Below are 25,095 nucleotides of genomic sequence, written 5' to 3'. Positions count from 1 at the left end.
GTCACCCATTCCAACAAAGCACGGAATCCAGAACACCTGTTATCGAACCGAAAGGCTTCGGCAAGATCAATACCGCGGTCATCCTGAGCCCGGGCGTAGTTGGTTTTTTTCGCAATATCAACACCGATAATCAATGTCTCTGAATGGATTTGCTTGATGTTTTCGTTTCGGTTATAATTCATTCGTGAGTCCTCCTTGGAAGTAGTTAGGGGTCCTTTTCGCTGATCAGCTTTGGACACCTTGTATCCTACCAGGAGGGCTCTTTTTTTGACAAACCCCAAATTACTTCAATACAGGAATGCTTTCCTATCCTGGAACAAAAGCGCGCAGCGCCTTTTGGTCGGAACGGCGTGCATCGCCGCTGCAGGCTTTTTAAGGGAAGAACAGGTTCTTCGTTCTTCCCGCGCAGCATACGATGCAGCCGTCTCTTTGTATGAGAACGTATACACCCCTATAAATTGAAAAGAAAAAACAAAAACGAACCCTTTTCAGGAGTGAAGGTCGGCGACGCCAGAGGGATCAAGCGCAGTCCGAACATCCTCCTCGCAACGCGAGGAGAGTGGAGGGCAAGCCCCATGGCAAGCGTCCGCCTGAAACGGAAGAAAAGATGCCATGGAAATGAACCTCTACCCCAACATTTATTTTAGAACCAGAAAAAAGAGCCGCAGGCGTACTTTTGTTATAACAACACTAGGCTTTAACAAAGCCATTATTTAAAAAGCCCGGGAGACGGTGGATCCGCCTCCCAGGCCAGCATGTTCTTTATCGTGCATGAGCGCCGTGTCTATCCTTGACTATTATACCGAAATGGAGGCAGCGTGCCAACCATCACGCGCCAGCCTCCACCCAGGTCCTTGCTTCCTGGGTTTTATCCGGTGCAAACGTCTGGAAATCAATATCGGTGACGTTGTCATACAGGCCGGCTGCGGCATCGATGACCTTGGAGTCGGACACGAGCGCATAGCGGCCGATATCATCGATATGATCTTTCGCAAAGGAGAGCCGGTCCGGGATGGCAGAGAGCTCCACGGTTGGAATCCCCTCGACGACGACGAGCAGATGCACTTCACCGTGCTCCTCAATCCGCTCCTGCAGATCCGTGAGAAGCTCTTCGTTTTCCCCTTCAGAAAGTTTTCCCTGAACAAAATACTCTACAATATTCGGTGCGTTTCCTGTCTGGCATACGAGCATCGTTTCTACCTCCTTCAGGAAGCGGCAGACGCTTCCTCGATCCATATACGTGCTTTGTCTCGTTCGTCTTCGCCGAAATTCTGAAAATCAATGTTGGTTACCGCATCATAGATTTTCGCCACGCTGCGGACCACGCTGGATTCGGAAATCATGGCAAATCGTCCAATCTGCAGCTTGTGCTCTTTGACAAAGGTGAAGTGATCACTGAACGTGCCCGATTCCAGTTTCGGTGTTTCTGGAATATCGACGAGCAGATGCACGGTTCCGTGCTGCTTGATTCGCTCATCCAGATCTGCCGCCATCTGCTTGTGCTCCTCTTCGGTCAGCTTCTCTTCAATCTTGTATACGGCAATGTTGTCGCTGCTTCCACTTTGGATCGACAGCATACAAACCACCTCCAGTAATTGCTTTCCCCATCCTATTCACGCTTCGTGCAAGTATTAAACGAAAAAATAAGCTATCCTGCATTTTTCCACATTCCTTGTCTTCCTTTCTGTGTAAGGGCTTTCCGTATATAATGAGGGAGATGCGCCGGACAGCTGCGCACACAAAGAGGAGGAATGACAATGGCAGTTTATATGGTCACCGGTGGAACGAGAGGCATTGGCAGGGAAATAACAAAGAAGCTGCTTGATCGGGGCGATACAGTATTTGCCCTATCCAGAACAGCCGCTTCGCTGGATGCTCTGAAACAAGAGCTGCAGCACAGCCGTCTTTATGGGAGTGCCTGTGATGTCAACAATCCGGAAGAAGCTGCAGCTGCTGCAGAAGCATGCCGGGAAACGTGCGGGGCTGTCGATGGATTGATCAACAATGCGGGTGTCGGCACGTTCAAACCAGTGGAAGAACTGACGCTGGAAGAATGGGATGCGCAGCTGAACACGAACCTGCGGGGCGTCTTTATTCTTTCCCAGCAGGTATACCGGTTGATGAAGGAAACCGGCGGCGGGGAAATTGTCAATGTGGCCTCCAATCTCGGCTATGTCACGAGACCCGGCGCATCCGCCTATTGTGCAAGCAAATGGGGACTCCGCGGATTGTCGGCAACCATGAATGAAGAGGGGCGGGAGTACGGCATCCGCGTCTCTACCGTGTCACCAGGTCTGGTGCAGACAGACTTCGCCGGCGTCTCTGCTTCCGAAAAAACGACCGGGCTCACACCAGAGGCGGTAGCAGATGCCGTCGTCGCCGCCCTGACAGCATCAAAAGATGTCGGAAGCATCGAACACCGCATGGAACCTTAACGAGCAGCAACGTTTCGTGCTGGCGGTCTTTCCAGACAGCCTGCGGCTGAAACGGGCTTACGTCCGCAGCTGAGTAAGCGTCAAAGAATACGTACCTATTGATCCACGTGCGCTTCTTCTATACTGAAAGCAAGCAAGTAGATAAGGAGGCATGAGGTATGAGTAACCTTACTTATGGTCAGGAAGTCCGCGCTTCCTGGTGGAGAGCCGAAGGCGCTGCTTACCAGGAAAGAGGGATGAGCCTGGCAGATTGGGTAGAAACGAAAGGCTACAGCCGACGAACATTTCATCGAAACGTCCGCACCTTCTGCCCAGAAATGCTGGATATATTCAACTGAATGGAAGAACACGAGCCGAAGGTCATGAAGAAAAACTGTCGGTGCAGGACGCTTGCTTTCTCTATTCTATCGTTCGTACGGCTTATGCAAACAGGCGGAACATCCATGCGTACCTGCACTAACTGTTGGAAACCCTGCCGAACCTGCCCTCCCTGGAGCCCGATGTTCTAAAGGAGCACCTGCCGTGGGCGCCGGCCATGCAGGAAGCCTTTGTGTTCAAGCCGGAATAAGCGTTACCAGCGGCCGATGGGCCGTATGCCGTTCTTCAAAAAGAGAAAAGTATACGGCTTTTTTGCGTGCCCGAGCAGAAGGCGCGGCTCAGGATCAGCGAGCGGTTTTCTTGCGACGAGTAATCGCAGGAGCAGCGTCTGAAAATCCCTTCTTCCCCGGGAGAGGGGAAGAAGTAGTTGAAGACAAGCCCTGCGGAAAGCCCGGCGCGGCAGGAACAGCGCCTGATTTCCGTACGTATTCTTTGACGCATACATTGGGGACGCGTCGGCTTCTTCCTTGAGTCACTTGATTACTTTTTTTAATCAGCTTCCAGGCAGACGAAACGGCAGCATGCCTCTACATGAGTGCATGCTGCCGTTTGTTCCGCTGTTATTCTCCGAGTACACGCTTCAACGCTTTTTCATGCGCCCGGACGGTTTTATCGACATCTTCGTCGGTGTGGGCCGTAGACAGCGAGTACCGGTTCATCGGTTTGGAGTAAATCCCGAACTCCAGCAGCGCTTCGTCAATTCGGCGGCGCAGGTCGGTGTCCGCCTTCTTCATGTCCCGCATGTTGCGGACCGGCTCTTCTGTGAGGACAATGTTGAAAATGCTCCCCCAGCCCATCGCCTGCATCGGCACGCCCCAGCTGTGGTACAGGTCCTCCAGATCCTGCCGGAGCTTCGTCGTCCGGGTAAAGATGCTCTCCATCCGCCCTTCCTCTTCCAGCAGTTCAATCGTCGCCAGACCGGCGGCAAGCGTAGTCGGATGACCATTATACGTTCCGCTGTGGAAAAACGGATCCGGCTTTTTTTCCTGTCCACTACCGGCGGTAAGAATGTCCCGGCCGGCTTTCGGTGAACAGAGTTCCATGATGTGCTTTTTCCCACCGAGCACGCCGACAGGGAATCCGCCGCCGAGCACTTTCCCCAGGGTGGTCAGATCCGGTTGAATGCCGTAAATCTCCTGAGCACCGCCTAGTGCGACTCGAAAGCCAGTTTTTACCTCATCAAAGATCAGCAGGATGCCGAGTTCTTTGGTCAGCTCCCGAAGTCTTTCGATAAAGTCTTTCTCTGCCGGAATAAATCCGGCCTGGATCGGTTCCATGATAACAGCCGACAGCTCGTCTGCATGAGCCCGCAGCCGCTTTTCCGCTGCTTCGATGTTATTGAATGGAAGCACGACCGTGTTGTCCAGATCCTTTTCCGGAATCCCGCTCGAGTCCGGCACCGCCACTGGTTCTTCCGCGCTGCCCGCTTTGCTTTCATCCGGATTGACGCTCATCAGCACCTGGTCATAGCCGCCATGGTAGTGCCCTTCGAATTTGGCCAGCTTCGGCTTTCCTGTATACGCCGCCGCCAGCCGTACGGCAAGCAGGGTGGACTCCATTCCGGAATTACAGTACCGCACCTGTTCAATGCCTGGATACAAATCGATCAGCTTTTTCGCCATATCGATCTCCAGCTGATGCGGTGTTCCGAAAATCGTCGTCCCTTTGGAATACATCTGTTCCGTCACAGCGGTGTAGACACTCGGATGCCCGTGTCCGGTCATCAACGCTCCGTAGCACAGCAGAAAATCAATGTACTCATTGCCGTCCACGTCATATAATTTACTGCCGTGGCCCTGTTCCATCATGATGGGATGCGGTCCGAAATATTTAATATTCGCGGTCACTCCACCCGGCATCACTTCTGCTGCTTCCTCATACATCTGCTTCGAGCGTTCCCGTCTGTGCGTCGTTGATGATTCCTCTGCTTTGATCATGTCTTTCATCCTCCGTTTGTTTTTGAAGTATTTATTTCATTATATACCTAAAAATGAAGAATTTACACCATTTTACGCCATTTTTGAAATATTAAGACCATAGTCTTATGCCTGTTCTGTTTTACTTTCTTCCGCCTCTTTCTTTTCGCTCAGGAATCCGTATAATATAAAATAACAAAGCTCGGTGACGGGCATCATTCGATATTTAGATGAAAGGACGTTTTACATATGAGTCTCTTGTCCATTCCTGCTTCTTATCCGCATATTTCGTCCACCGGGAACCCATCCATCAACGTCGGCGACCGCAGCAGCTTTGTAAAAGAGCTGCAGAAGGGGCTTGCAGAGAAAGGGTATAACAGCAGTTCCAACATTGACGGGATCTTCGGCAGCAAAACACTGGAAGCAGTGCAGTCTTACCAGATGTCCAATGATATTTCCAACCCGCGCGGCAATTTTTACGGTACTGCCGGGCCGGTCACGCTCGGCTCCCTCGGACTCCATCCGGGTAAAGAACAGGCAGCCGCTCCTGCGACCGAAGTGAAAGGCGCCACTGATTCCCGGACGTCTTCGAATACGGAAGGCATCATTGCTGAAGCGAAACAACAGCGTGGTACACCTTATGTCTGGGGTGGCACGACACCTTCCGGCTTTGACTGCAGCGGCTTGATTCAGTATGCCTTCGAGAAAAACGGCGAAGACCTGCCGCGGACGGTGGCGGAAATGTGGGATCACGGGGAGACGGTTTCCTCTCCAGAACGGGGCGACCTCGTTTTTTTTGAAACGAGAACCGGTCCTTCGCACGCCGGCATCTACCTTGGAAATAATGAATTCGTCCATTCCGGCGCTTCCACCGGCGTCACCGTTACCAGCATGGACAATCCGTACTGGAGCGAACGATACCTCGGGGCGAAAGAAATGTAGATCAGAAGCAAACAAAAACGTTTGACTGTTTCTCATGAACCACCTCTCTCCAAAGATGAACATACTCTTCAAACGCCGGAAGCAGCACAGCTTCCGGCGTTATCCTTTTCGAGGCACCGGGCCCCTGATGAAGGCTTTAGAGCCGATCGAAGACGCCTGCTTCTGTCTTGTCTTTTCTGTTTTGCTCTCCTTTCGTAGGGGAAAGGGTATACAACGAAGATAGAGGAGGGACGACGCAAATGACCATGACTTATATCACACCGATCCTCCTGCTTGGATGGACTGCCTTTTTCTATGCCGTACTCTATATCTTTCATTTGTACGTCCCGAAAGGAAAAATCACCGCGCAGATCCTGTTTCTCTATCTATGGCTGCTGATCCCGGATCTCGGCTTCGACTATATATTCGGTGCCCGCTATGAGCAGCTCCCCTATTTCTGGTTCACCGCCTCGCTGATTCTCCTGTTCCAGCTGTACCGGGAGCCGCCGCCGAAATATGAATAAAAAGCCTGCCTTCTGAAACCTTCCTTCTGCTCCCGCGTAAAGAGAGGCATCTTTTCACTAGAGGAGGCAGATCATGAGAAAACCGTGGCGTTCGTTTTTATTGTTTATCGGGCTTGGTGCCGCAGGTGCAGCAGCCTTGATTCCCTATAGCCTCGAGGCGGTCGAAGCCACGATGGCAGCATCGGGCATACCGGAAACAGAGCTCCCTCCTGCGTGGATGCTAGGCCTGCTCTCCATGATCAATCCCTTGCTGCTGACGACGATTGCCGTCGTCTTCGGTCATCTGCTGGCCCACCGGACTGGCCTGACTTCCGTAATTGTCTCCCGAGACCGAGGCGAATCGGATGCTGGTGCTTCTTCTGTTGCCTGGACGCGCGCAGGGATCGCAGGGCTGCTTCTCGCTGTTCTGTTTCTTGTTACAGATCTGCTGCTCGGAGACAGGGTGCCCGCCACCCTTTCCTTCGGCGCGCAGGAGCCGTCATGGTATACATTCGGCATCGCCCTTTTGTACGGAGGCATCGTGGAAGAAATCATGATGCGGTGGGGGTTAATGTCCCTGCTCGTGTTCGTCGGGTGGAAATGGTTTCAACGGAAAAAATCCACTCCCGGACCAGTCGTCTTCTGGTCGGCGATTCTCCTCTCCTCCTTTCTGTTCGCCCTCGGTCATTACGGCGCGACGGCACTGGAAGCCGAGGTGACCGCCGTGCTCTGGTTCCGCATGCTCGTATTAAATGGCGCCGGCGGCATCGTGTTCGGATGGCTCTTCTGGAAGTACAACCTGGAAACGGCGATGGCTGCACACATGGGAACCCACCTTGCCCTGCACCTGCTCTACTTCCTGTTTCTTGCCTAGACGACCAGAAGCGCCGTGCAGAGCCACTGTCTTCCTGCTATGCCATCTTTCTACAAAGCATAAAAACAGCGCCGGAAGGAGAATGTCCTTCCGGCGCTGTTTGTCCGTGAACGCCCGGCGGTGCCGCTTCTCCCGCAGTGGAGAAAACCGTCGTCTCTAACCATATGTTCATCCCCTGCCTGAGCCGGGGCTGCTCTCTCTTTTGATTAGCTGACTACAGCAGCGACGAGCCGCCGTCGATGTACATTTCTGTACCGGTAATGTGCCTGGAAGCATCGGACGCGAGGAACGAAACCAGGTCTGCTACTTCCTCGGGATCTCCCCCATCTCCTTTCAACGGCTGATCACCTTCTGGATGTTCCACCGGAATTTCTACCTTCTCCAGCTTTTCTTCCTTCGGATACGTACTGCTGCCAATATCGGTTTTGATGAAACCCGGGCAGATGATGTTGACGCGGATGCGGTAATTGCTCAGCTCCAGCGCCGCCATCTTGCCGAACGCCACCTGGCCGGCCTTCGTACTGCTGTAAGCCGACATGCCGAAGTTGGAAAACACACGCGTCCCGTTCACCGAGCTGGTCAGAATGATGCTTCCGCCATGTTCTTTCATATGCGGTATCGCATATTTCACGGTGTGAAACGTTCCGCCGAGGTTGATGCTCGTCGTTTTCGCAAATTCTTCGGCTTCGAGATCTTCAATCGGCGCGACCGTCCCATTAATGCCGGCATTGGCAAATACAATGTCGATCGTCCCGAAGTGGGAGACGGCTTCTTGGAACACGCGCTCCACCTGCTCGGCATCCGACGTATCGCATACATAAGCAGCCGCTTCTCCTTCGTGCTCGTGTATCGCCGCTGCCGTCTTTTCTGCTTCTTCCCCTTCAATATCAAGCAGCGACACCTTGGTGCCCTGGGACGCCAGTTGCTCTGCCACGGCTGCTCCCATGCCGGATCCTCCTCCCGTGATCACCGCATGCTTGCCCATAAGCGATTCATATGTATTCATCCCGTTGCCTCCTCTTACTGGTTTTTCCTATTATTCCCGCTTCCGTTCGAGCTGAAACAAAGAGCCCAATGCAGCCACCCAGCCATTCTGGTCTACGGCTGCCGGAGCAGCCGCCGAAACGAAGTAATCATGGGCTTTCTGTTAGATCGTGTCTGTCATCGCGGCGCGGCTCGGTCGTTCAGACCGTCGGCTCGGTCGCTAGGCGCCGCCGGGCGGTCGCTAGGCAGCCGTCCGCAGTCATTCAAAAGGAAAAAGCGGCGCTTCAGGCGCCGGGCGGTCACTCGGGAGGGCACATCGGTCATTCAGCGGAAGCCGTCGGTCACTCAGCGAAGCCGGGCCGCCACTCCGATCCCCGGCTACAGCCTCTTTTATCCGAACCAATCAACCTTCAGTCACCCAGCCATTCTGGTCTACGGCTGCCGGAGCAGCCGCCGAAACGAAGTAATCATGGGCTTTCTGTTAGATCGTGTCTGTCATCGCGGCGCGGCTCGGTCGTTCAGACCGCCGGCTCGGTCGCTAGGCGCCGCCGGGCGGTCGCTAGGCAGCCGTCCACAGTCATTCAAAAGGGAAAAGCGGCGCTTCAGGCGCTGGGCGGTCACTCCGGAGGGAACATCGGTCATTCAGCTGAAGCCGTCGGTCACTCAGCGAAGCCGGGCCGCCACTCGCCTCTCATCTCAGCGGGCTGCCCTGCTGCAGTCATGACCTCCTCCAGTAAAATCTTGTATTTTAAAAAACGAAAGCCCTCCCGCTAGGGGAGAGCTTTCGTTTCTTTCTGTGAACGCTGCTGTATTAATGACAGTTTCCGAGTGGCAGGGCGTGTCTTTCTCTCCGGACATCATTGGGATAACTTCTCCACCAAAAACGCCGAGGTGGCAGCTTCTACCTGCTTCTTTTCGCTGCTTCTTGTCAGAATATGACCAGCGTGTTCGAAGCGCTGCAGCTCTTTGTCCTTCGAACGGATCCGCCGGGTGATTTCTTCGCCGCTCTGTTGATACAGCTGCTCATCTTCTCCTCCAGTCATGATGAGCGCCGGGGCTGTAATATCTTCCAGCGCCTCGGCTGTTCCGTCGATCGTGCTGCGGAGTGCCGGCAGATGCGGCATCGCCTGCATGCGCAGCCCTTCCAGCAGCTGTTCCTGCTCTTGCGGCGTCCGCTTTTCCAGCTGGTACCAGGCGCGGGCAAAATCGAGCACCCTTTCCTTCAGTTCTTCCAGCTGCTTTTCCTGTACCGGTGCACTCATCACGACCACCGCCGCCGGAGAGCGTTCCTCGGCGAGACGCAGGGTGAATACGCCGCCGAGCGAGACGCCGACCACCGAGATGGTCTCGCACCCGAGCCTTTCGAGCTCCTGCCATCCTTCCAGTACATCCTGCCACCAGTCCTCCGGGCCAACATCGAGGAGGGCTTGCGGGCCTTCCCCGTGTCCCCGGTACATCGGGCCATGGCAGGTGAATCCTTCCTGGTGCAGCTTTCTTGCCAGGGGTTTCACATCTGCTGTCGTTCCCGTAAAGCCGTGCAGGAGAAGAACCCCATCCGCTCCGCCCTGCATCGTAAATGGTTTTGGTACTGCCAGTTTCATCACGTTTCTCCTTTTCTACGCATGTTCTTCCCATTCATCCATGCTTCTCAATTCTTCGTAATGCGCCATGAGTGCCTGACAGCATCCTGTCATGACGACAGTGAAAAGAACCACGGTCAGGAACGTGAACAGCATTCCGCCGCCAGCCCACATCAGAACACCCCCGCTGAGGGTGACAACGACCGCTGCAGCGAAAATCAGTACCAGCAGCATTAGTGTCCCAGCTTCCATCCGCCGGCGCAGGCTCCACGATCGCCGCAGCGCGGCAAAGAGAGATTCCTCTTCGGAAGCCAGCGTATATTCCCAGAAGATAAAGAGATAGCGGAAAGCGAACACGAGGCCGATAATCAGGAATTGGAGCATGGACACCCACGTTTCCGTGAACGCGGTGGATGCATAGAGAAGCGCCGCTGCTCCAAGCAGCTGCAGGACGAGAAAGAACCCGCTTACCGCGAGCATGCGGCCGAAAAGAGACCGCCCCCCTTCAAAAAAGCGGGGAAGCGTGGCCAGTTCGCCCTGCGCCCGCTGCAGCAGCAGTGCGATGAATCCGCCTTTCATCCATACGTATAAAACGAAGAGGAGAAGCCAGCCTGCAGCCGTCACGAGCATGGGAGCCAGTCCTCCCTGAATCCAGGCGTAGGAAAAGAACAAAAACACCCAGCCCGCTGCCGTTACCGAGGTCAGCGGGGCATCCATCGTAAAGGCCGTCACCGGCGGAAGCACGGTCGGCGTCTGCTCTGCAGGAGGAACGGATGAAGCCGGCTCTACTGCCTGAATATGCGGCAGTGTATGCATCCCCATCCCTCCGATGCCCTGAAACACGAGAAAGCTGCCGCTGAAAAGAAGCAGTAGATTAAAAGCCAGTGGAATCACCGCGGGAAAACCTTGTTCACGCAGCAGCGCAAACCCTTTGAAAAACAATCACGTCACGTCCTTTATGCAAAATCAAGCCGACCTCCGCTGTATCGGCGGCGCCAGCAGATACAGCACGGAAGCCTGCTGGGCGCAGGCTTCCGTGCAGACCACCGAGTACGATCTCTCCCGTCAGCATAACAGGAATGAGACAGTGCCACAGCCCCCACTCCCCTTCTTTTTTCCTTTTTTTCATTTATTATACTGGAAGCACGGGTCAAAAGCCGCATCCGGCAGCCCTGGGCATCCGATTTATTCCGGATGGACCGGATCCTGCCGGCGGAGCTCGGCATAGTGGCTCATAAAGGCAAGGCCGACGCCGGTCATGATGACCGCATTGAGGATCGTCATCACATACAGGACCGGGACGTTGATGAGCAGGTTGAGTGTGATGCTGAGCACGACGTTTATCAGGATGAACACGACGAGCAGGCCGATGGTCGTCGCATCGTTGCGGCGGCGGATGAGACGGGAGCGGCCGAGCGCTTCGATGACGGGCATATCCTCTGCGGCGATGGTGTACTCCCAGAAAATAAAGACGTAGCGGAACACAATGGCTGCGATGACACCGAGCGTGATGAGCACGATCCCGGCTGCCGGGAGTATGGACGACACGATGAGCACGAGAAGCGCTCCGAGCACAAGAAGGAGTATGACCAGCACGTTGACGAGCAGGAAGCGGCCGAACAAGCGGCGGCCGTCCTGCAGGAAGGTGGAGACGTCGATACGCTCTCCTTCGACACGCCGGTACAGCAGCCGGAGATAGCCCCCTTCGACGAAAATAAACACAAAGAAAAAGGCAATCGATAAGATAATGGCGGCTCCTGCTTCTACCCCCATGGTTGCAGAAGCGGGGTTGACGAAGATCATCATCTGATCGTCATGGAGAATCGCTTCGATTGAGGGAAGCAGGAATTGCGGCTGCAGCTCCAGAGCGAACTGCTGTTGGAACTGATAGCCGATGAAGACGGCTCCGGCCGTGATGAGCAGCAGATCGAATACCATCGGATAAAGGGCCAGGGACGGCTGGGCACGTAGCAGGGCGAATCCTCTATTGATCATATAGACCGAGCCCCTTTCGTGCGCGCTGCGCGTAGACGAGGCTGAGGGCAAAATGATGCCGCTCGTGCAGTATCACGGTATGAAGCCCCTGCAGCACGTTCGGCCAGCCTGCGACCGGATCGGGGTGGCGGACAGCCGCGGCTTCGGCATCCGTCCAGCCCCGCAGCTGCCAGTCGATGCGGTGCGTCTCGCTGTCGAGCACCCGCTCCAGTTCGCGGGCGGTCGGCATTTTCAGCAGCCCTTTCGGTTTGAACATCGGCGGTGACGGCATCGCTTTGCCTTTTTTCCGCATCGTATGGGCGTAGATATCCTGATTTTCCGTTTCGTACGGGCGGTTGGTCTTCAGCCCGGTCAGGCGAGCGGCCGGCAGGTAGAGGTTCTGCCAGCGGCGCATGAACCGGAGCAGCAGGTACAGGTGCTCGTAGGTCTCCCCGACAGACCACTTACCCGGGTAGGGCCGTTCCCAGACAGGGATCTCCGCCGCTTCCAGCTCCCGGCGGAACACCTGCCGCTGTACCCGCAGCTCGTGCAGGTATGTTTCTATGTAGACGCGTGTCATCGTATCAGCTCCTCATCTGTTCATTTTTCCATCCCTGCGTTAAGATAGAACGAGTGTCAGACCAAAAGCGTGCAGCGCTTTTGCCCGCTGCCTTCCTTCCGGGAAGATGGATGCCAGAGTCACTCTAGTAGAAAGGAGGCAGTGCCCCTATGGCTGCTTCTTCCATTCCTCATAAAATGCTGACCGCCACGGCGCTGTCGGCGACCTTTCTTTTTACCTTCAGCCAGTTCCTGCTGATTACCGCCTATCCAACTATTATGACAGAATTCGGTGTCAATGCCACCCAGGTCCAGTGGCTGACCACCGCGTTTCTACTGGCGACGATCATCTTCATCCCGATGAGCGGCTACTTCATGAATACATTCTCCGCGAAATCACTCGTGCTGTTCTCGATGTGCACGCTGCTCGTCGGCACTGCGGTCGGCGCAGCCGCCCCGAACTTCGGCGTGCTCGTCGTTTCCCGCGCCATCCAGGCTATCGGCGCGGGTATCATGCTGCCGCTCGTGCAGACGATCCTGTTATCTGTCTTTCCTTATGAAAAACGCGGCTTCGCCATGGGGCTGCTCGGTGCCGTCATCAACGTTGCCCCGGCCTCTGCCCCGTCGCTCTCCGGCCTCGTCATCGATGCTGTCGGCTGGCGCGCCCTGCACGGCATCATGTTCGTGCCGGCCGTCGTGGTCTTCGTACTAGCTGTCCTGTTCATGAAAAATGTCATTGAGCAGCAGGAAGCCAGGCTGGATCTTCTCTCCACCTTCCTTACGGTTGTCGGGTTTGCAGGTTTCATTCTCGGGCTCAGCAATGTGAGTACGTTCGGCTTCGTCCATGGATGGACCCTTATCCCTCTGCTGAGTGGAGGAGCGGGCATTGTGCTGCTCGTGCGCAGGCAGCTGCAGCTCGAGATCCCGGTGCTCAAAGTGCAGCTGATGCGGGTCCCGTTGTTCCGGCTGGCGATGGTGCTCGTCTTTATCAACATGATGCTTCTGCTGTCGGCAGAAAGCATTCTGCCGATGTTTGCCCAAGACGTGCTTGGAACGTCTGCCTTTTTATCTGGATTCCTGCTCGTACCCGGAACAATCCTGCTGTCGATCATGACGATTGTCGCCGGACGGCTGTATGACAAATACGGCGGCCGCCCGCCGGCCCTGGCCGGTTTCGGCCTGCTTTTCCTTTCCATGGTGCTCTTCAGCACGATCGGGGTCGACAGCAGCCCGTACTGGATCATGCTGTATTTCTCGGTGTTCATGCTCGGCTGCGGCCTGACGCTGATGACGCTCGTGACAGTCAGCATGAACGCGCTGCCGCAGAAAGACATCACGCACGGCTCCGCCATCACGAATACGTTCCGGCAGTTCGGGATGGCCTTCGGGGTCATTACGTTGACGACGGTCATCAGCCTCTCCACCGCTCGGGAAGGCGTTCCTTATGTCGAAGCAGCCTACGAAGGCACCATCCTCGTCTTCTGGATCATGGGGGCCTGTGCCCTCGGCGCGCTTCTGTTATCACTCCGGATGAACGAAAACCCGAAACCCGATTCCGGGGAAGAACGTACACCAGAGTAACCGCGTTCCATCAAAGGGAGGAGATAAGATGTATTACAGCAGAGAAGAACTGGAACGGATCCGGAAAGAAGGCGAGCAGCAGGCAGAGGACCTCGCCCTCGACCGCAGAAGTGGCACAGGGCGCTTTCAGGTCAACGGAATCGAGGCGGCCTGCACGCACTGCGGCCATACGTCCTTTGAGCTGGCTCAGGGAATGATGAACACCCGCGGGCTGACCTTTTTCGGCCTCGACTGGCTCAACGATCAGACGAATATCCTTGTCTGCCTCCGCTGCACCCACATGCACTGGTTCGGCGGAAAAGCAGAGCGGATCGAGGAGCAGGAGTAATGGACTTTCGGTATAAGAGTGGCCCACGATTTCTTTTATCAGCAGCGTTATTTTTACTAGCGGGGCTGGTGCAGCTGCTGACGTTCTCCACCGACCTCCAGCCTTTCATGCAGGGATTGTCTTTGTTTACGGCTCTCGGTTTGTTCGTTCTAGCCGGTGAAAGGGGCACCCGGTATTGGCGCAGCTATGTCACGATAGCCGATGGGAACATCAGCATCGACCGAGCGCCGCTTCCCCCGAAAACATATGCGATGGAAGATATTGATTGCGCGATGATGGAGCACAACCGGATCGACCTGCAGCTGCACGACGGGCGGAGGAGAAAACTTGTCCACCGATCCTGGCTTGACCCCGCAACGTTTCAAGCTCTGGAAGAGGAGCTCGACCGTCACCTTCCTGTCGAAGCAGAAGAAGATAAGATGGAAGCCTGACGATACAGCAGAAGGTTTCGTTCAGCCCGGGAGCATGCAGCTTCCGGGCTTTTTTGTGATGAATCGTGCTCCATGAGGGTTCGGTCATAGATGCTTATGTAGATCAGATCGGGGACCGACAACGGAGGGCGAAAAGGAAGAATTGACCGACCGCTCTTTCCTTGCGACCGCCGGTGCCCGCTGAACGTCCGCGGCGCTCTCCCGAGTGACCGCCCAGCGCCCGAAGCGCCGCTTTTCTCTTCTGAGTGACTGCCCGCCGCAGCCTAGCGACCGCCCGCCCATGCTCAACGACCGAGCCGGCGCTGCGCACGTCCGAGCCGTGCCCTTGTCCCGGTCACGAGCGGACACGAAGCCCATGTTCCCTTTTTCGGCAGCTGCCCCGGCAGCCGCAAACCTGAAGGGCTTGGGTAACTTGGAGTAAGAAAGGGCGGACCTTCGTGGCCGACCGCTCTTTCCTTGCGACCGCCGGCTCACGCTGAACGTCCGCGGCGCTCTCCCGAGTGACCGCCCAGCGCCCGAAGCGCCGCTTTTCTCTTCTGAGTGACTGCCCGCCGCAGCCTAGCGACCGCCCGCACATGCTGAACGACCGAGCCGGCGCTGCGCACGTCCGAGCGGCGCCGCCACCACGGACACGGTCCAATAAGAAGCCCATGTGCCCCCTCTTTTCGGCAGCTGCCCCGGCAGCCGTAAACCAAAACGACTCGCTTAACACTCTCTTCATTGAAGACATGTAGACTCGACTTCTCCAAGCCCGATCGCCGCTGCAGCTGACTTGCTCCTCTGTCCGGAAACGAACATGTGTAAGAAAATCCTTTTCTTCCCTGTTTCTTTTCGCATGTGAGCGCTTCAATTATGATATATTAGGGAGAGGAAGCTCGTTTACTAAACAATAGATCACGAGAAAGGAGGAGCGATGATGGCAACCATCCGCGATATCGCGCGCGAGGCGGGATATTCGATCGCCACCGTGTCCCGGGTATTGAATCATGACCATACGTTATCGGTATCCGATGGCGCTCGAGAAAAAATATTTAAGACAGCGGAAGAACTCAACTACAAAACCGTGCGGCAGCGTTCGGCCGAAAAGAAACGAAGCAGGAAAAACCTCCGCTTCGGCATGGTGTACTTTCATTCAGAAAAACAGGAAATGAACGACCCGTATTTCCTCGCCATCCGCCTCGGAATCGAAAAAACATGCAGCGAGCGCGGCATTGAGCTCATCAAAATCTACCGGACGGAAAAAGGGCTCGACCTCAAGCGCGCCAATGACTGCGATGCCATTCTCGTGATTGGATCCATTCACCCGGAGGAAATTGACCAGCTGACACTCTGTACGGAAAACATCACGTTCGTCGACCATTCTCCGCTGGAATCCATGTTCGACTCCGTCGTGATTGATTTCCGGACAGCGATGTCGAGTGTTCTCGATCATTTGAATGAGCTCGGCCATACACGCATCGGCTTCATCGGAGGGAAGCAGAACACGCACCTCGGAGAAGAGCTGATGGATGAGCGGGAGCGCGTGTTCCGGGAGCACCTGCTGCTTCAAGGCAGCTTACGCCCGGAGGACATTTTCACCGGTGAGTTCAAGACCGAAGAAGGCTACCGCCTGATGAAAGCAGCCCTGCAGCAGGACGACCTGCCGACGGCTTTTTTCGTTGCGAGTGATTCGATGGCGATCGGAGCGATGCGGGCGCTGCATGAGCAGAAGTACCGGGTCCCGGAAGACTTGTCGCTGGTCGGCTTTAACGATATCGCCGCCAGCCGCTACCTGCAGCCGGCACTGACGACCATCAAAGTCTACACAGAATTCATGGGGGAAACGGCGGTTGAAATCGCGGAAGAGCGCCTCGGCTCCGATCGGGACGTCCCGCGTAAAATCGTGATCCCTACGGTGCTTATCAAACGAGAAAGCACCGCCCCGGCGAAGGAAATCTCAGCCGAACAGATGAACCAAGCGTCCACCAGGGCGTAAAGCCTCAAGCGGCTGCGCTTTCCATGAAAGCACATCCTTCCCCCATCCATAAAAACCCGCACCGGAAGCGTCCCGGTGCGGGTCTTTTTATGGTTATTGTTTTCGGCCACGACTTCAAAGCAGTTCTTCGTCGACCGCTTCCAGGTGATACACGCAGGAGATGAAGTCCCCGAGTTTTTCTCCTTCGGGAGGAACAGAACCAGAGTGTTCCTGGTCTATGAGAAGACCGGCGTGCATGAGTTCATCGCCGCCTCGCACCGGTCCTCCGTCCACCCGGTACAGCTGATCGGGATCCAGTCCGGCGAGTTTCACCCGCGGAAAGCCGGGATTCGGCTCGGCCAGCACGCGGTACCAGCCGACAAGCGCTTCTTTCTTGTTCTCGGAGACGACCATCCAGGACGTTCGGTTACCGTCTCCTTCAAATGGAGAAAGCAGCCGGTGGAACGTACCTTTTTGAATCAGTTCCCGTTTCGCTTTATACAGCGCGATCTGCTGCTTCATCTGCTCCTGTTCTTCCACAGACAGCTTGCGGATGTCCATTTCGTACCCGAACATCCCGAAGATGGACACGTCTCCCCGCATCTCCAGACTCGTCGTGCGGTGAACCTGGTGGTTCGGCACATCGGAGACGTGGGCTCCCATCGTACTCAACGGATAAGCGATCGACGTGCCGTACTGGATTTTCAGTCGTTCGATGGCGTCCGTATCATCACTCGTCCAGGCCTGCGGAGCATAATACAGCATGCCCGGATCAAACCGGCAGCCGCCGCTGGCACAGGATTCGAAAAGCACGTGCGGGAAGGCCGTTATCAACCGCTCGTACAGCTGGTAGACCCCGAGCATGTAGCGGTGCGCCGTTTCCGTCTGGCGCCCTGCCGGCAGTGCTGCTGAGCCGATTTCCGTCATGTTCCGGTTCATGTCCCATTTGACGTAGCTGACATCCGCTTCGCTGAGGCGGGCGTGGAGCTGGTCGTACAGATAGTCGACGACCTCCTGCCGGGACAAGTCGAGCGTCAGTTGGTTCCGTCCATGTGAGGAAGGACGGTCCGGCACGTGGATGATCCAGTCCGGGTGCTTCTTGTACAGCTCGCTGTCTTCATTGACCATCTCCGGCTCGATCCAGAGACCGAAGGCCATGCCGAGATCAGTGATTTTTTTCGACAAGCCCGGCAGTCCTTCGGGCAGTTTGCGTGTATCGGCATACCAGTCCCCGAGCGAGGACGTATCATCGTCGCGTCGGCCGAACCAGCCGTCATCCAGAACGAACAGTTCCACACCGAGATCTTTCGCCGCTGAGGCGAGCGAGACGAGCGTTTTTTCGTCAAAGTCAAAGTAGGTCGCTTCCCAGTTGTTGATGAGCACCGGACGCGTCTGATCCCGCCACGGGCCGCGGACGAGCCGCTCCCGGTAAAGGGAATGGAGCTCTCCGCTCAAGCCGCTCATCCCTTCGTCGGAATAGGCAAGAATCACTTCCGGCGTTTGAAAATCGTCGCCCGGCTCGAGGCGCCAGCGGAAGTCGAACGGATTGATTCCCATCGTGACCCTGGTTGAATCGTAATGGTCCACTTCTGCCTGCGCGAGAAAATTCCCACTGTAGACAAAATGAAATCCGAACACTTCGCCGCTTTCTTCCGTCGTTTCCGGACGCTTCAGCGCAAGGAACGGGTTATGCTGAGCACTGCTCGTCCCCCGGGCACTGGATATTTTCTGCACCCCTTCATGCAGTGGACGCTCCGCTACGTGCCGTTCGCGGGACCAGGATCCATTCAGCGTCACCATGTGCATGCGGCTGTCTGGAAAATCCACGCTCGCACTGAGCAGCCGGTTCGCCTGCAGCACCTGATCCCCCTGGTTGTGGATCCGGGCAGAACGAGCGATGATGCCCCGTTCTGCATAGACGGAGTACATCAAATCGAGGGCTGCCCCCGTCACGGCATCTTTCAGGTGAAAGATCAGCGTATCTGCTTCCGATGGATCTTCTGTATAAACTGCCGGCAGACCATCAAGCGACGGTTTGCCCTTGGATAAGCTGTAGCTTTCATACTGAAAATCCGAAATGCGGCTTCCGTTTTCCTGCTCAAGCTGAAACGCCGGCTCCCGGTAGTCGGACGTTCCATAGCCGGGATACTCCTGCTTGATAATATCGAGCGAAAACGCCAGGTCTCCTGCGTACACACTCGACTCCGCCGCCCGGGGCTGGATCCGGAACAGGTGAGCAAAACTGGACCTGTGCCGGATTTTCCTGCCGTAGTACAGGTGACCGATCTGGCCATTCTTCAGCACGTGGACGATGTAGCTTGACGTACTGCTCTGCAGGTGGAATTCCTGTGTTTCCTCATTTATATATACTCCCATGAAAATCGACTCCTCCCGTCAACTGTCTGTCAGACGCTTATCCTTTCACTGCACCAGAAGCAAGGCCGGCAATGAAGTAGCGCTGCAGCACCAGGAACATCAGAGCCATCGGCAGCATCGCAATCATCGCGGCAGCTGCAACAAGCCCGAGGTTGTGCTGGTTTTCTGTAAAGTAGCTGTCCATCGTGACCGTCAGCGTCTGCACCGCGCTGTCCTGCAGGAAGAAGATCGCGAACTGATAATCGTTCCAGATGAAGACACAGGCGACGATCAGCACAGAAGCTGTTACCGGCTTCAGCAGCGGGAAGACAATCTTGAAAAAGATGCCGAGCGTAGATGCTCCGTCAATACGGGCCGCTTCTTCCAGCTCCTTCGGAATCGTGGAGCGGATAAAGCCGGAATAAAGAAAAATGGCGAGTGGCATAAAGGCGGCTGCGTTCATCAGCACCGCAATTGTCCGCGTATTGAGCATGCCGATATCAACGACGAACTGATACAGCGGCACCAGCGCTGTGAGCGGTGGTACGACCATAATCGCAATGAAGAACACGAGCACGCCTTTATTCAGCTTCGTATTTTTACGTGCCAGCGGATAAGCTGCCATCGATCCGAAGAAGATCAGCAGCAGCGCCGCGCCTCCGGTAATGAGCACCGAGTTGATCATCGCGGGACCAAGGTTGGCCTGCTCCCAGGCAATAGCGAAGTTTTCCAGCGTGAAATAATCCGGAAGGGTCCAGCGGGAGCTGAAATCTCCCTGGACCTTCAACGCTGTCGTAATCAGTATATAGAACGGAACCGCGTGCAGCAGCGTGATGAACAGCGCCAGCAGCGAGAGCATGATTATTTTGAATTGTCTCATCAGGCTTCAATCTCCTTCCGCTTGAAGTACCAGAGCGCGAGCAGGCTCAAGATCAGGATGATAATCGCAATCAGCACACCCTGGGTTGCCGCATACCCTGCATCCTGCCGGCTGAAGTACAGCGAGTACATGAATGTGGAACTGGACTGGGAGGCGTTCCCCGGTCCGCCGCCGGTCAAGGCGACAATCACATCAAAGAGCTTCAGCCCGCCGATGACGTTCAGGACGACGTTGATAGTAATGGATGGGGCGAGCAGCGGAAGGGTGATATTACGGAACTGCTGCCACGGGGAAGCCCCATCGATATTCGCGGCTTCGTAGTAGTCCTTCGAGATGCTCTGAAGTCCTGCCAGGTAAATGATCATCGCGATACCGACGAACTGGTACACGTTGACGAGCATGATGATGACCGGATTCCACGTCGTATTCCCGAGCGCGTTGACCGGATCAAATCCGAAGAACATCAGCCCGTCGTTTAACGCACCGTTCTGAAAAGCAAAGAATAAGTAAAAAATGTACCCCATGATAAGCGGACTGACGATAACCGGAAGATACACGATCGTCCTTGTCACCGTGCGCATTTTGATGCTCTTATTCAGGAGCAGCGCATACCCGAGACCGATCGCATTCTGCAGAATGGTACTGCCGATACCGTAGAACAACGTATTCCGCACAACGGTCCAGGTCGTCGGATCGGTGAACATTCGTACATATTGATCGAGTCCGACAAAGTTGCTCGTCTGCGAGAAGCCATCCCAGTCCGTAAAGGAAATACGGACCCCGTTAAAGAAAGGATACGCAATAAAAATTGTCACCAGCAGCACCGCCGGCAGGTACATCCACCACATGGAATTCTCTTTTGCCACTGGCTTTGCTGAAGCTTTTGTCTGCGCCATCATCGATACACTCCTTCATCTCAGCCGTGTTCACTCTTTTTTCCGCCTGTCTCTGCACCCGGAAAAAAGGGTGGGGGCAGCTCACTGCCCCCGGCTTGTCTTATTCGTCCTCTTCTTCGATTTCCTGCTCCAATTCTTCGATTTCTTCCTCTGTCAGCTCGTCTTCTGCATCGTCTTCTTCACGCAGACGCTCGAACTCGCTTTCCATCGTGTTGATTTTCGCATCCACGTCCCCATCAGAGAGCAGCTCCGCGCTGGATGTTGCCATCACATCCCACATACCGCTCGGCAGGTACTCACGGTCGAAGTACGGAACGACTTGGACATCGGAGAATTCCTCGTAGTAATCCGCATAGAAGGTATCTGCTTCGACTCCTTCCAGACCCGGGTTGACGTTACTTGCTTCTGCAATGCGCGCAACACTGTCCTCCTGTGCCATGAACTCCAGGAAGCGTTCTGCTTCTTCTGTATGCTCGGTGCCTTCCGAGATGGAGATCGTGTTACGTTCTCCACCAATCCAGGATGGATCATCCCCATCGTGAATCGCCGGTGTCGGCAGCAGGCCTACTTCCATATCCGGATCAATGTCATTCGCATCCGGGCCAATGGAACCTACCAGGAACATGAAGGCAGCCTGATCACCGGCCATGATCTCCGGTGCCTGCGCATACTGGGCTGTCAGAACATCCTGGTTCAACAAATCATTCTCCTGCAGGTACAGAATCTCTTCTGCCATCCACTCGTAGTTATCCCAGTCAAACGTTCCGTCGAGGAATTCTTCTGTATAGTCGTGGTCCGGATGTGTTTCAAACAGTGGCGTCAGCAGCTGGTCTTCCATCTGGGCAATCGTCCAGTCATCGCCGCCGGGAATCCACAGTGGAGCTACCTGTCCGCCGGCTTCATCCCGGATCGTCTCCAGGGCAGCGACGAAGTCATCCCAAGTGGTCGGCGGTTCGATGCCGTATTCATCCAGCATGTCGGCATTGTAGATCACGCCGTCCTGCGCCTGGTTCATTGGGAACGTGTATACTTTTCCATCGTCATCCGTCACAACATCCTCGAGCGCCGGATCGAGATCGTCCACCCAATCCATGTGGCTGAGATCCTGCACATAGTCACCGTAGCGGATCTGGGACCAGCCGTGGGTATCAAACATGTCGGGCACATCATCCGCTGCCATCATGACGCGCAGCTGATCTTCGTAGCTGCCGCCCGGAAAGCTTGCGTCAATCTCAATGTCCGGATTCTCTTCCTCAAATTCAGCAATGAGTTCCTCGTACGTGTTCCTCTCGCCTTCTCCTGTCATTGTTGAATAAAGCGTCAGTGTTGTATCCCCATCGCCGCCATTGCCATTGCCGTTACCGTTCGCATTGTCATTGTTTCCCGCCTGCTCATTGTTTTCGTTTCCGCCGCAGGCTGCCAGCAGGGCTGCCGCTGCAATCCAGGATAGATGTACCTTCTTCATGATAATTCCCCCTTGAGAATAATGAAAGAAAATGTTTACTAAATTTTTTATTGCTTAATTGCACTATAACAAATGAAGTAATCGCTTTCAACACTTTTTCGTTTCTTTTACTGAACTTTTTTACTTTTTGTTTTATTGCCTTCTATGGAAGAATATCGCGTCTCGAAACGATGAAACGAGGTTAACCGGTTCCCTTTACTCGCCTCCCCGGAAATAAAGCTTGGCTTCTTTTCACGTTTTATGGTAAATTGTTTACTAAATACTTTCATTTTTTTACGCGACTACGAGAAAGGAGGAAGCTCATGGCAGGCTTAAAAGATATCGCCGCCCAGGCAGCTGTATCGATTTCCACGGTTTCCCGGGTATTGAACGACGATGCCACGCTGTCGATTTCCTCAGAAACGAAAAGCAAAATTCTGCAGACAGCCGAAGACCTTCATTATGTGAAAAAGAATAACCGGACGCGCAGCACGATGAACATCGGCATCCTGATGTTCTGCTCCAAAGACTATGAATATGAAGACGAATATTTTATGAACATCCGCCAGGGGATTGAACAGTCGGTGTTTGAGAAGAACCTGCACGTCTCTTTTCTTCTGCGGGAACCTGAACAGGAAGATGTCGAGGATCAATTGAAAGACATCGACGGAGCCATCATCGTCGGCAGTCTGCCGGCTCCCTTCGTCCGGTTTCTGGAAAGCCGGGTGCCTAAGCTCGTTTTTGTCGATGACTCGCCGGATACGACGAAGCACGACAGCATCACGGTCGATCTGTTTCTTGGAACAGGGATGCTTCTTCAGGAATTGTTTTCCGAGGGGCACGAACATATCGGTTTTATCAGCGGTCCGGAATATCCGCATCAGGAACCCTGGGCAGAGGGCATGATGGGGATTCATAACATCGAAAAATTGAGAGCGTTGTCATTCGAACTCTCTATGAAACAAAAAGGATACTACCGCCCGGAAGACACGCACATCGGCGGCTGGTCGACAGAGGAGGGCTACCGGATGATGAAAGAAGCCCTGGCGTCCCCATCCCGTCCAACCGCCTTTGTCCTCGGAAGCGATCCTCTCGCTGTCGGCGCGGTGCGGGCGGTCCATGAAGCGGGACTTTCCATCCCGGAGGACCTGTCGATCGTCAGCGTCAACAACATTGAAATGGCCGCTTATTTAAACCCGCCGCTCACAACCATCCAGCTTCCTTCCCATCAAATGGGCCGGTCGGCCGTCGATATGCTGCTGGAGAAACAGGCAGGCCGCAGCACACCAGCCAAACTGACGCTGCCCTGCAGCTTCATAAAACGGGCTTCATCCGGGCCCGCTCCGACCGGACAGCACCGGCAGATCCCGGTACAGCAGCAATAACAACATTAATGAACTGGAGGAATCATCATGGCCAAAATTACGTTTATCGGCGCAGGAAGTACGATTTTCGCAAAAAACATTCTAGGGGACTGCCTCTTCGTCCCTTCCCTGCACGGCAGTGAATTCGCCCTCTATGACATCGACCCGAAACGCCTGGAAGAATCCGAAACGATGCTGAAGCACCTTGCATCCAAATACAATGACACGATTACTATACGCGCCTACCACGAGCGGCGGCCGGCTCTCGCAGAAGCCGACTATGTCGTCAATGCGATCCAAGTCGGCGGCTACGAGCCTTCCACGGTCATCGACTTTGACATCCCGAAAAAATACGGCCTGCGTCAGACGATCGGAGATACTATCGGGATCGGCGGTCTCTTCCGCACGCTGCGCACCCTCCCGGTGATGCTCGAGATCGCGGCAGACATGGAAGAGGTATGCCCCGACGCCTGGCTGCTGAACTATACGAATCCGATGGCCCCGCTCACGATGGGCATGCTTCGTCACACGAAGATCAAAACCGTCGGCCTCTGCCACAGCGTGCAGGTCTGCACGAAGGAGCTGCTCGAACAGCTGGATATGAGCGACGAGCTGGAGGACGTTGAAGAATACATTGCCGGCATCAACCACATGGCCTGGCTGCTTACCATCAAGAAAGATGGGCAGGACCTGTATCCCGAAATCAAGCGTCGGGCCCGAGAGCGCCAGCAGAAGCCTCATGACGACATGGTTCGTCTGGAACTGATGGAGCGCTTCGGCTATTATGTCACCGAATCCTCGGAGCACAATGCGGAATACCATCCCTATTTCATCAAATCGCAGTATCCGGAACTCATCGATGCCTACCAGATTCCGCTGGATGAGTATCCGCGCCGCTGCGTGAACCAAATAGAAGAATGGGATAAAATCCGGGACGACATCGTTCACAACCAGTCGCTCACGCATGAACGAAGCCTCGAGTACGGCTCGCGCATCATCGAAGCGATGGAAACGAACGAGCCTTTCGTGTTCGGCGGCAATGTGCTGAACACCGGCGGCATCATCAGCAACCTGCCGGAAAAAGCGTGCGTGGAGGTTCCCTGCATCGCCGACCGCAGCGGCATCCACCCTACCCGGGTCGGCGAACTGCCCGAGCAGCTCGCCGCGCTGAACCGAACGAACATCAACCCGCAGATTCTCGCAGTCGAAGCCGTCATGACCGGCCGGCGGGAGCACGTTTATCAGGCTGCGATGCTCGACCCGCACACGTCTGCGGAGCTGTCGCTCGACGATATCACGGCATTGTGCGACGAACTGATCGACGCCCACGGCGACTACCTGCCTGCTTTCACGTAAATCGATCCGCCCAGACTAAAAGAGCGCCTTTTGGTCGGCACGGCGGGCGACGCAGGTTTACTGAGGGAAGAAAGGGTTTCTCTGCCTTCCCGCACAGCGCGCGACGCCGTCTTCTTCCTGCGGCATCTACGTTACGACCGAGCGAGAAGACAGAATGCCAATGAGAAGGGCCTGCCCGCCGGCAGGCTCTTCTTTCGTTTGGAGAAATGGTATTCGGATCAGGCAGCCCCATCCCGTCTGCGGCTGCCGAAGCGCCGTGACGGGCGACTGCCTCTCTTGGCCGAAGCGCCGCTGCGTCGCTCTGAGTGACCGCCCAGCGCTGGTATGACCGCTTTTCCTCCTCTAGCGACTGCCCGCTGTCGCCTTGCGACCGCCCACCGCCT

Annotated in this window: 23 protein-coding genes and 1 pseudogene; 11 read left to right on the top strand and 13 right to left on the bottom strand. The window is 55.2% G+C overall.

The window, feature by feature from the left end:
* The 3 genes and pseudogenes from G477_RS0117840 to G477_RS0117825 all read right to left on the bottom strand — a co-directional run.
* Window positions 1-182: pseudogene (locus G477_RS0117840) on the bottom strand (IS110 family transposase); the annotation flags it as partial.
* A 646-nt stretch (window positions 183-828) separates the two neighbouring features.
* Window positions 829-1,191: a SpoIIAA family protein gene (locus G477_RS0117830; protein WP_026699065.1), complete on the bottom strand. Its 363-nt coding sequence runs from the start codon at window positions 1,189-1,191 to the stop codon at window positions 829-831.
* Between the two features lie 14 nt (window positions 1,192-1,205).
* Window positions 1,206-1,577 carry a SpoIIAA family protein gene (locus G477_RS0117825; RefSeq protein WP_026699064.1) on the bottom strand — a complete coding sequence of 124 codons (372 nt, stop codon included), beginning with the start codon at window positions 1,575-1,577 and terminating at the stop codon, window positions 1,206-1,208.
* A gap of 180 nt (window positions 1,578-1,757) precedes the next feature.
* Between G477_RS0117825 and G477_RS20290 the strand changes: the two genes are divergently transcribed.
* Together G477_RS20290 and G477_RS0117815 are read left to right on the top strand one after the other, a co-directional pair.
* Window positions 1,758-2,435, top strand: a complete 678-nt coding sequence (locus G477_RS20290; protein ID WP_170203911.1) for an SDR family oxidoreductase — start codon at window positions 1,758-1,760, stop codon at window positions 2,433-2,435.
* A 158-nt stretch (window positions 2,436-2,593) separates the two neighbouring features.
* Window positions 2,594-2,773 (top strand): hypothetical protein, encoded by a 180-nt coding sequence (locus tag G477_RS0117815; protein ID WP_026699063.1) that lies wholly within the window; start codon window positions 2,594-2,596, stop codon window positions 2,771-2,773.
* A gap of 600 nt (window positions 2,774-3,373) precedes the next feature.
* On the opposite strand, the gene G477_RS0117805 is transcribed toward G477_RS0117815, so the two are convergent.
* A complete protein-coding gene (locus tag G477_RS0117805; protein WP_026699061.1) occupies window positions 3,374-4,750 on the bottom strand; it encodes an aspartate aminotransferase family protein in 1,377 nt (458 codons plus the stop codon).
* Window positions 4,751-4,978: 228 nt separating this feature from the next.
* Between G477_RS0117805 and G477_RS0117800 the strand changes: the two genes are divergently transcribed.
* The 3 genes from G477_RS0117800 to G477_RS0117790 all read left to right on the top strand — a co-directional run bounded on the left by G477_RS0117800 (window position 4,979) and on the right by G477_RS0117790 (window position 7,027).
* Window positions 4,979-5,671: a C40 family peptidase gene (locus G477_RS0117800; protein WP_026699060.1), complete on the top strand. Its 693-nt coding sequence runs from the start codon at window positions 4,979-4,981 to the stop codon at window positions 5,669-5,671.
* A gap of 239 nt (window positions 5,672-5,910) precedes the next feature.
* Window positions 5,911-6,174: a hypothetical protein gene (locus G477_RS0117795; RefSeq protein WP_026699059.1), complete on the top strand. Its 264-nt coding sequence runs from the start codon at window positions 5,911-5,913 to the stop codon at window positions 6,172-6,174.
* A 73-nt stretch (window positions 6,175-6,247) separates the two neighbouring features.
* Window positions 6,248-7,027 carry a CPBP family intramembrane glutamic endopeptidase gene (locus G477_RS0117790; protein WP_026699058.1) on the top strand — a complete coding sequence of 260 codons (780 nt, stop codon included), beginning with the start codon at window positions 6,248-6,250 and terminating at the stop codon, window positions 7,025-7,027.
* Window positions 7,028-7,241: 214 nt separating this feature from the next.
* Here G477_RS0117790 and G477_RS0117785 read toward each other — a convergent pair whose 3' ends face one another.
* The 5 genes from G477_RS0117785 to G477_RS0117760 form a co-directional block, all read right to left on the bottom strand.
* Window positions 7,242-8,033, bottom strand: a complete 792-nt coding sequence (locus tag G477_RS0117785) for an SDR family oxidoreductase (RefSeq protein ID WP_026699057.1) — start codon at window positions 8,031-8,033, stop codon at window positions 7,242-7,244.
* 835 nt (window positions 8,034-8,868) lie between these two features.
* Window positions 8,869-9,612, bottom strand: coding sequence for an alpha/beta hydrolase (locus G477_RS0117780; protein WP_026699056.1), 744 nt, complete (start codon window positions 9,610-9,612; stop codon window positions 8,869-8,871).
* Between the two features lie 15 nt (window positions 9,613-9,627).
* A complete protein-coding gene (locus G477_RS0117775) occupies window positions 9,628-10,533 on the bottom strand; it encodes a hypothetical protein (protein WP_026699055.1) in 906 nt (301 codons plus the stop codon).
* Between the two features lie 243 nt (window positions 10,534-10,776).
* Entirely contained in the window at window positions 10,777-11,586 is an 810-nt protein-coding gene (locus G477_RS0117765; RefSeq protein WP_026699054.1) for a DUF7847 domain-containing protein, read from the bottom strand.
* Window positions 11,576-12,145, bottom strand: coding sequence for a DinB family protein (locus G477_RS0117760; protein WP_026699053.1), 570 nt, complete (start codon window positions 12,143-12,145; stop codon window positions 11,576-11,578). The genes G477_RS0117765 and G477_RS0117760 overlap by 11 nt, the downstream gene beginning before the upstream one ends.
* Before the next feature lie 149 nt (window positions 12,146-12,294).
* Here G477_RS0117760 and G477_RS20285 point away from each other — a divergent pair, with 149 nt between their 5' ends.
* The 4 genes from G477_RS20285 to G477_RS0117735 all read left to right on the top strand — a co-directional run bounded on the left by G477_RS20285 (window position 12,295) and on the right by G477_RS0117735 (window position 16,438).
* Window positions 12,295-13,704: a DHA2 family efflux MFS transporter permease subunit gene (locus G477_RS20285; protein WP_051288231.1), complete on the top strand. Its 1,410-nt coding sequence runs from the start codon at window positions 12,295-12,297 to the stop codon at window positions 13,702-13,704.
* 28 nt (window positions 13,705-13,732) lie between these two features.
* The gene (locus tag G477_RS20280) at window positions 13,733-14,032 is read left to right on the top strand and encodes a hypothetical protein (protein WP_051288229.1); all 300 of its coding nucleotides are present in this window, start codon (window positions 13,733-13,735) and stop codon (window positions 14,030-14,032) included.
* Window positions 14,032-14,463: a hypothetical protein gene (locus G477_RS0117745; RefSeq protein WP_026699052.1), complete on the top strand. Its 432-nt coding sequence runs from the start codon at window positions 14,032-14,034 to the stop codon at window positions 14,461-14,463. The genes G477_RS20280 and G477_RS0117745 overlap by 1 nt, the downstream gene beginning before the upstream one ends.
* A 916-nt stretch (window positions 14,464-15,379) precedes the next feature.
* On the top strand, window positions 15,380-16,438 hold the full coding sequence (locus tag G477_RS0117735) for a LacI family DNA-binding transcriptional regulator (protein WP_026699050.1): 1,059 nt from the start codon (window positions 15,380-15,382) through the stop codon (window positions 16,436-16,438).
* A gap of 114 nt (window positions 16,439-16,552) precedes the next feature.
* Here the strand turns inward: G477_RS0117735 and G477_RS0117730 are convergent, their stop codons facing one another.
* The 4 genes from G477_RS0117730 to G477_RS20275 form a co-directional block, all read right to left on the bottom strand.
* Window positions 16,553-18,793 carry an alpha-galactosidase gene (locus G477_RS0117730; protein WP_026699049.1) on the bottom strand — a complete coding sequence of 747 codons (2,241 nt, stop codon included), beginning with the start codon at window positions 18,791-18,793 and terminating at the stop codon, window positions 16,553-16,555.
* A 37-nt stretch (window positions 18,794-18,830) separates the two neighbouring features.
* Entirely contained in the window at window positions 18,831-19,652 is an 822-nt protein-coding gene (locus G477_RS0117725) for a carbohydrate ABC transporter permease (protein WP_035212420.1), read from the bottom strand.
* Window positions 19,652-20,551: a carbohydrate ABC transporter permease gene (locus tag G477_RS0117720; protein WP_026699047.1), complete on the bottom strand. Its 900-nt coding sequence runs from the start codon at window positions 20,549-20,551 to the stop codon at window positions 19,652-19,654. Before G477_RS0117720 ends, G477_RS0117725 begins: the two co-directional genes overlap by 1 nt.
* Window positions 20,552-20,648: 97 nt before the next feature.
* Window positions 20,649-22,013 (bottom strand): ABC transporter substrate-binding protein, encoded by a 1,365-nt coding sequence (locus tag G477_RS20275; RefSeq protein WP_084406347.1) that lies wholly within the window; start codon window positions 22,011-22,013, stop codon window positions 20,649-20,651.
* A 302-nt stretch (window positions 22,014-22,315) separates the two neighbouring features.
* Here G477_RS20275 and G477_RS0117710 point away from each other — a divergent pair, with 302 nt between their 5' ends.
* Window positions 22,316-23,377 carry a LacI family DNA-binding transcriptional regulator gene (locus G477_RS0117710; RefSeq protein WP_026699046.1) on the top strand — a complete coding sequence of 354 codons (1,062 nt, stop codon included), beginning with the start codon at window positions 22,316-22,318 and terminating at the stop codon, window positions 23,375-23,377.
* Between the two features lie 27 nt (window positions 23,378-23,404).
* Window positions 23,405-24,712, top strand: a complete 1,308-nt coding sequence (melA, locus tag G477_RS0117705; protein ID WP_026699045.1) for an alpha-glucosidase/alpha-galactosidase — start codon at window positions 23,405-23,407, stop codon at window positions 24,710-24,712.
* Window positions 24,713-25,095 lie beyond the last annotated feature (383 nt).

Origin of the sequence: Alkalicoccus chagannorensis DSM 18086, from assembly GCF_000429725.1 — a bacterium.
GTDB classification, from domain to species: domain Bacteria; phylum Bacillota; class Bacilli; order Bacillales; family Salisediminibacteriaceae; genus Alkalicoccus; species Alkalicoccus chagannorensis.
The sequence above is the reverse complement of the archived record's forward strand: the minus strand, read 5'-3'. Positions and strand labels throughout refer to the sequence as shown.

Excerpts from the sequence above, each read along its gene's own strand:
- G477_RS0117830 (WP_026699065.1), bottom strand. The coding sequence starts at position 1,191 with ATGCTCGTATGCCAGACAGGAAACGCACCGAATATTGTAGAGTATTTT.
- G477_RS0117825 (WP_026699064.1), bottom strand. The coding sequence starts at position 1,577 with ATGCTGTCGATCCAAAGTGGAAGCAGCGACAACATTGCCGTATACAAG.
- G477_RS20290 (WP_170203911.1), top strand. The coding sequence starts at position 1,758 with ATGGCAGTTTATATGGTCACCGGTGGAACGAGAGGCATTGGCAGGGAA.
- G477_RS0117815 (WP_026699063.1), top strand. The coding sequence starts at position 2,594 with ATGAGTAACCTTACTTATGGTCAGGAAGTCCGCGCTTCCTGGTGGAGA.
- G477_RS0117805 (WP_026699061.1), bottom strand. The coding sequence starts at position 4,750 with ATGATCAAAGCAGAGGAATCATCAACGACGCACAGACGGGAACGCTCG.
- G477_RS0117800 (WP_026699060.1), top strand. The coding sequence starts at position 4,979 with ATGAGTCTCTTGTCCATTCCTGCTTCTTATCCGCATATTTCGTCCACC.
- G477_RS0117795 (WP_026699059.1), top strand. The coding sequence starts at position 5,911 with ATGACCATGACTTATATCACACCGATCCTCCTGCTTGGATGGACTGCC.
- G477_RS0117790 (WP_026699058.1), top strand. The coding sequence starts at position 6,248 with ATGAGAAAACCGTGGCGTTCGTTTTTATTGTTTATCGGGCTTGGTGCC.
- G477_RS0117785 (WP_026699057.1), bottom strand. The coding sequence starts at position 8,033 with ATGAATACATATGAATCGCTTATGGGCAAGCATGCGGTGATCACGGGA.
- G477_RS0117780 (WP_026699056.1), bottom strand. The coding sequence starts at position 9,612 with ATGAAACTGGCAGTACCAAAACCATTTACGATGCAGGGCGGAGCGGAT.
- G477_RS0117765 (WP_026699054.1), bottom strand. The coding sequence starts at position 11,586 with ATGATCAATAGAGGATTCGCCCTGCTACGTGCCCAGCCGTCCCTGGCC.
- G477_RS0117760 (WP_026699053.1), bottom strand. The coding sequence starts at position 12,145 with ATGACACGCGTCTACATAGAAACATACCTGCACGAGCTGCGGGTACAG.
- G477_RS20285 (WP_051288231.1), top strand. The coding sequence starts at position 12,295 with ATGGCTGCTTCTTCCATTCCTCATAAAATGCTGACCGCCACGGCGCTG.
- G477_RS20280 (WP_051288229.1), top strand. The coding sequence starts at position 13,733 with ATGTATTACAGCAGAGAAGAACTGGAACGGATCCGGAAAGAAGGCGAG.
- G477_RS0117745 (WP_026699052.1), top strand. The coding sequence starts at position 14,032 with ATGGACTTTCGGTATAAGAGTGGCCCACGATTTCTTTTATCAGCAGCG.
- G477_RS0117735 (WP_026699050.1), top strand. The coding sequence starts at position 15,380 with ATGGCAACCATCCGCGATATCGCGCGCGAGGCGGGATATTCGATCGCC.
- G477_RS0117730 (WP_026699049.1), bottom strand. The coding sequence starts at position 18,793 with ATGGGAGTATATATAAATGAGGAAACACAGGAATTCCACCTGCAGAGC.
- G477_RS0117725 (WP_035212420.1), bottom strand. The coding sequence starts at position 19,652 with ATGAGACAATTCAAAATAATCATGCTCTCGCTGCTGGCGCTGTTCATC.
- G477_RS0117720 (WP_026699047.1), bottom strand. The coding sequence starts at position 20,551 with ATGATGGCGCAGACAAAAGCTTCAGCAAAGCCAGTGGCAAAAGAGAAT.
- G477_RS20275 (WP_084406347.1), bottom strand. The coding sequence starts at position 22,013 with ATGAAGAAGGTACATCTATCCTGGATTGCAGCGGCAGCCCTGCTGGCA.
- G477_RS0117710 (WP_026699046.1), top strand. The coding sequence starts at position 22,316 with ATGGCAGGCTTAAAAGATATCGCCGCCCAGGCAGCTGTATCGATTTCC.
- melA (WP_026699045.1), top strand. The coding sequence starts at position 23,405 with ATGGCCAAAATTACGTTTATCGGCGCAGGAAGTACGATTTTCGCAAAA.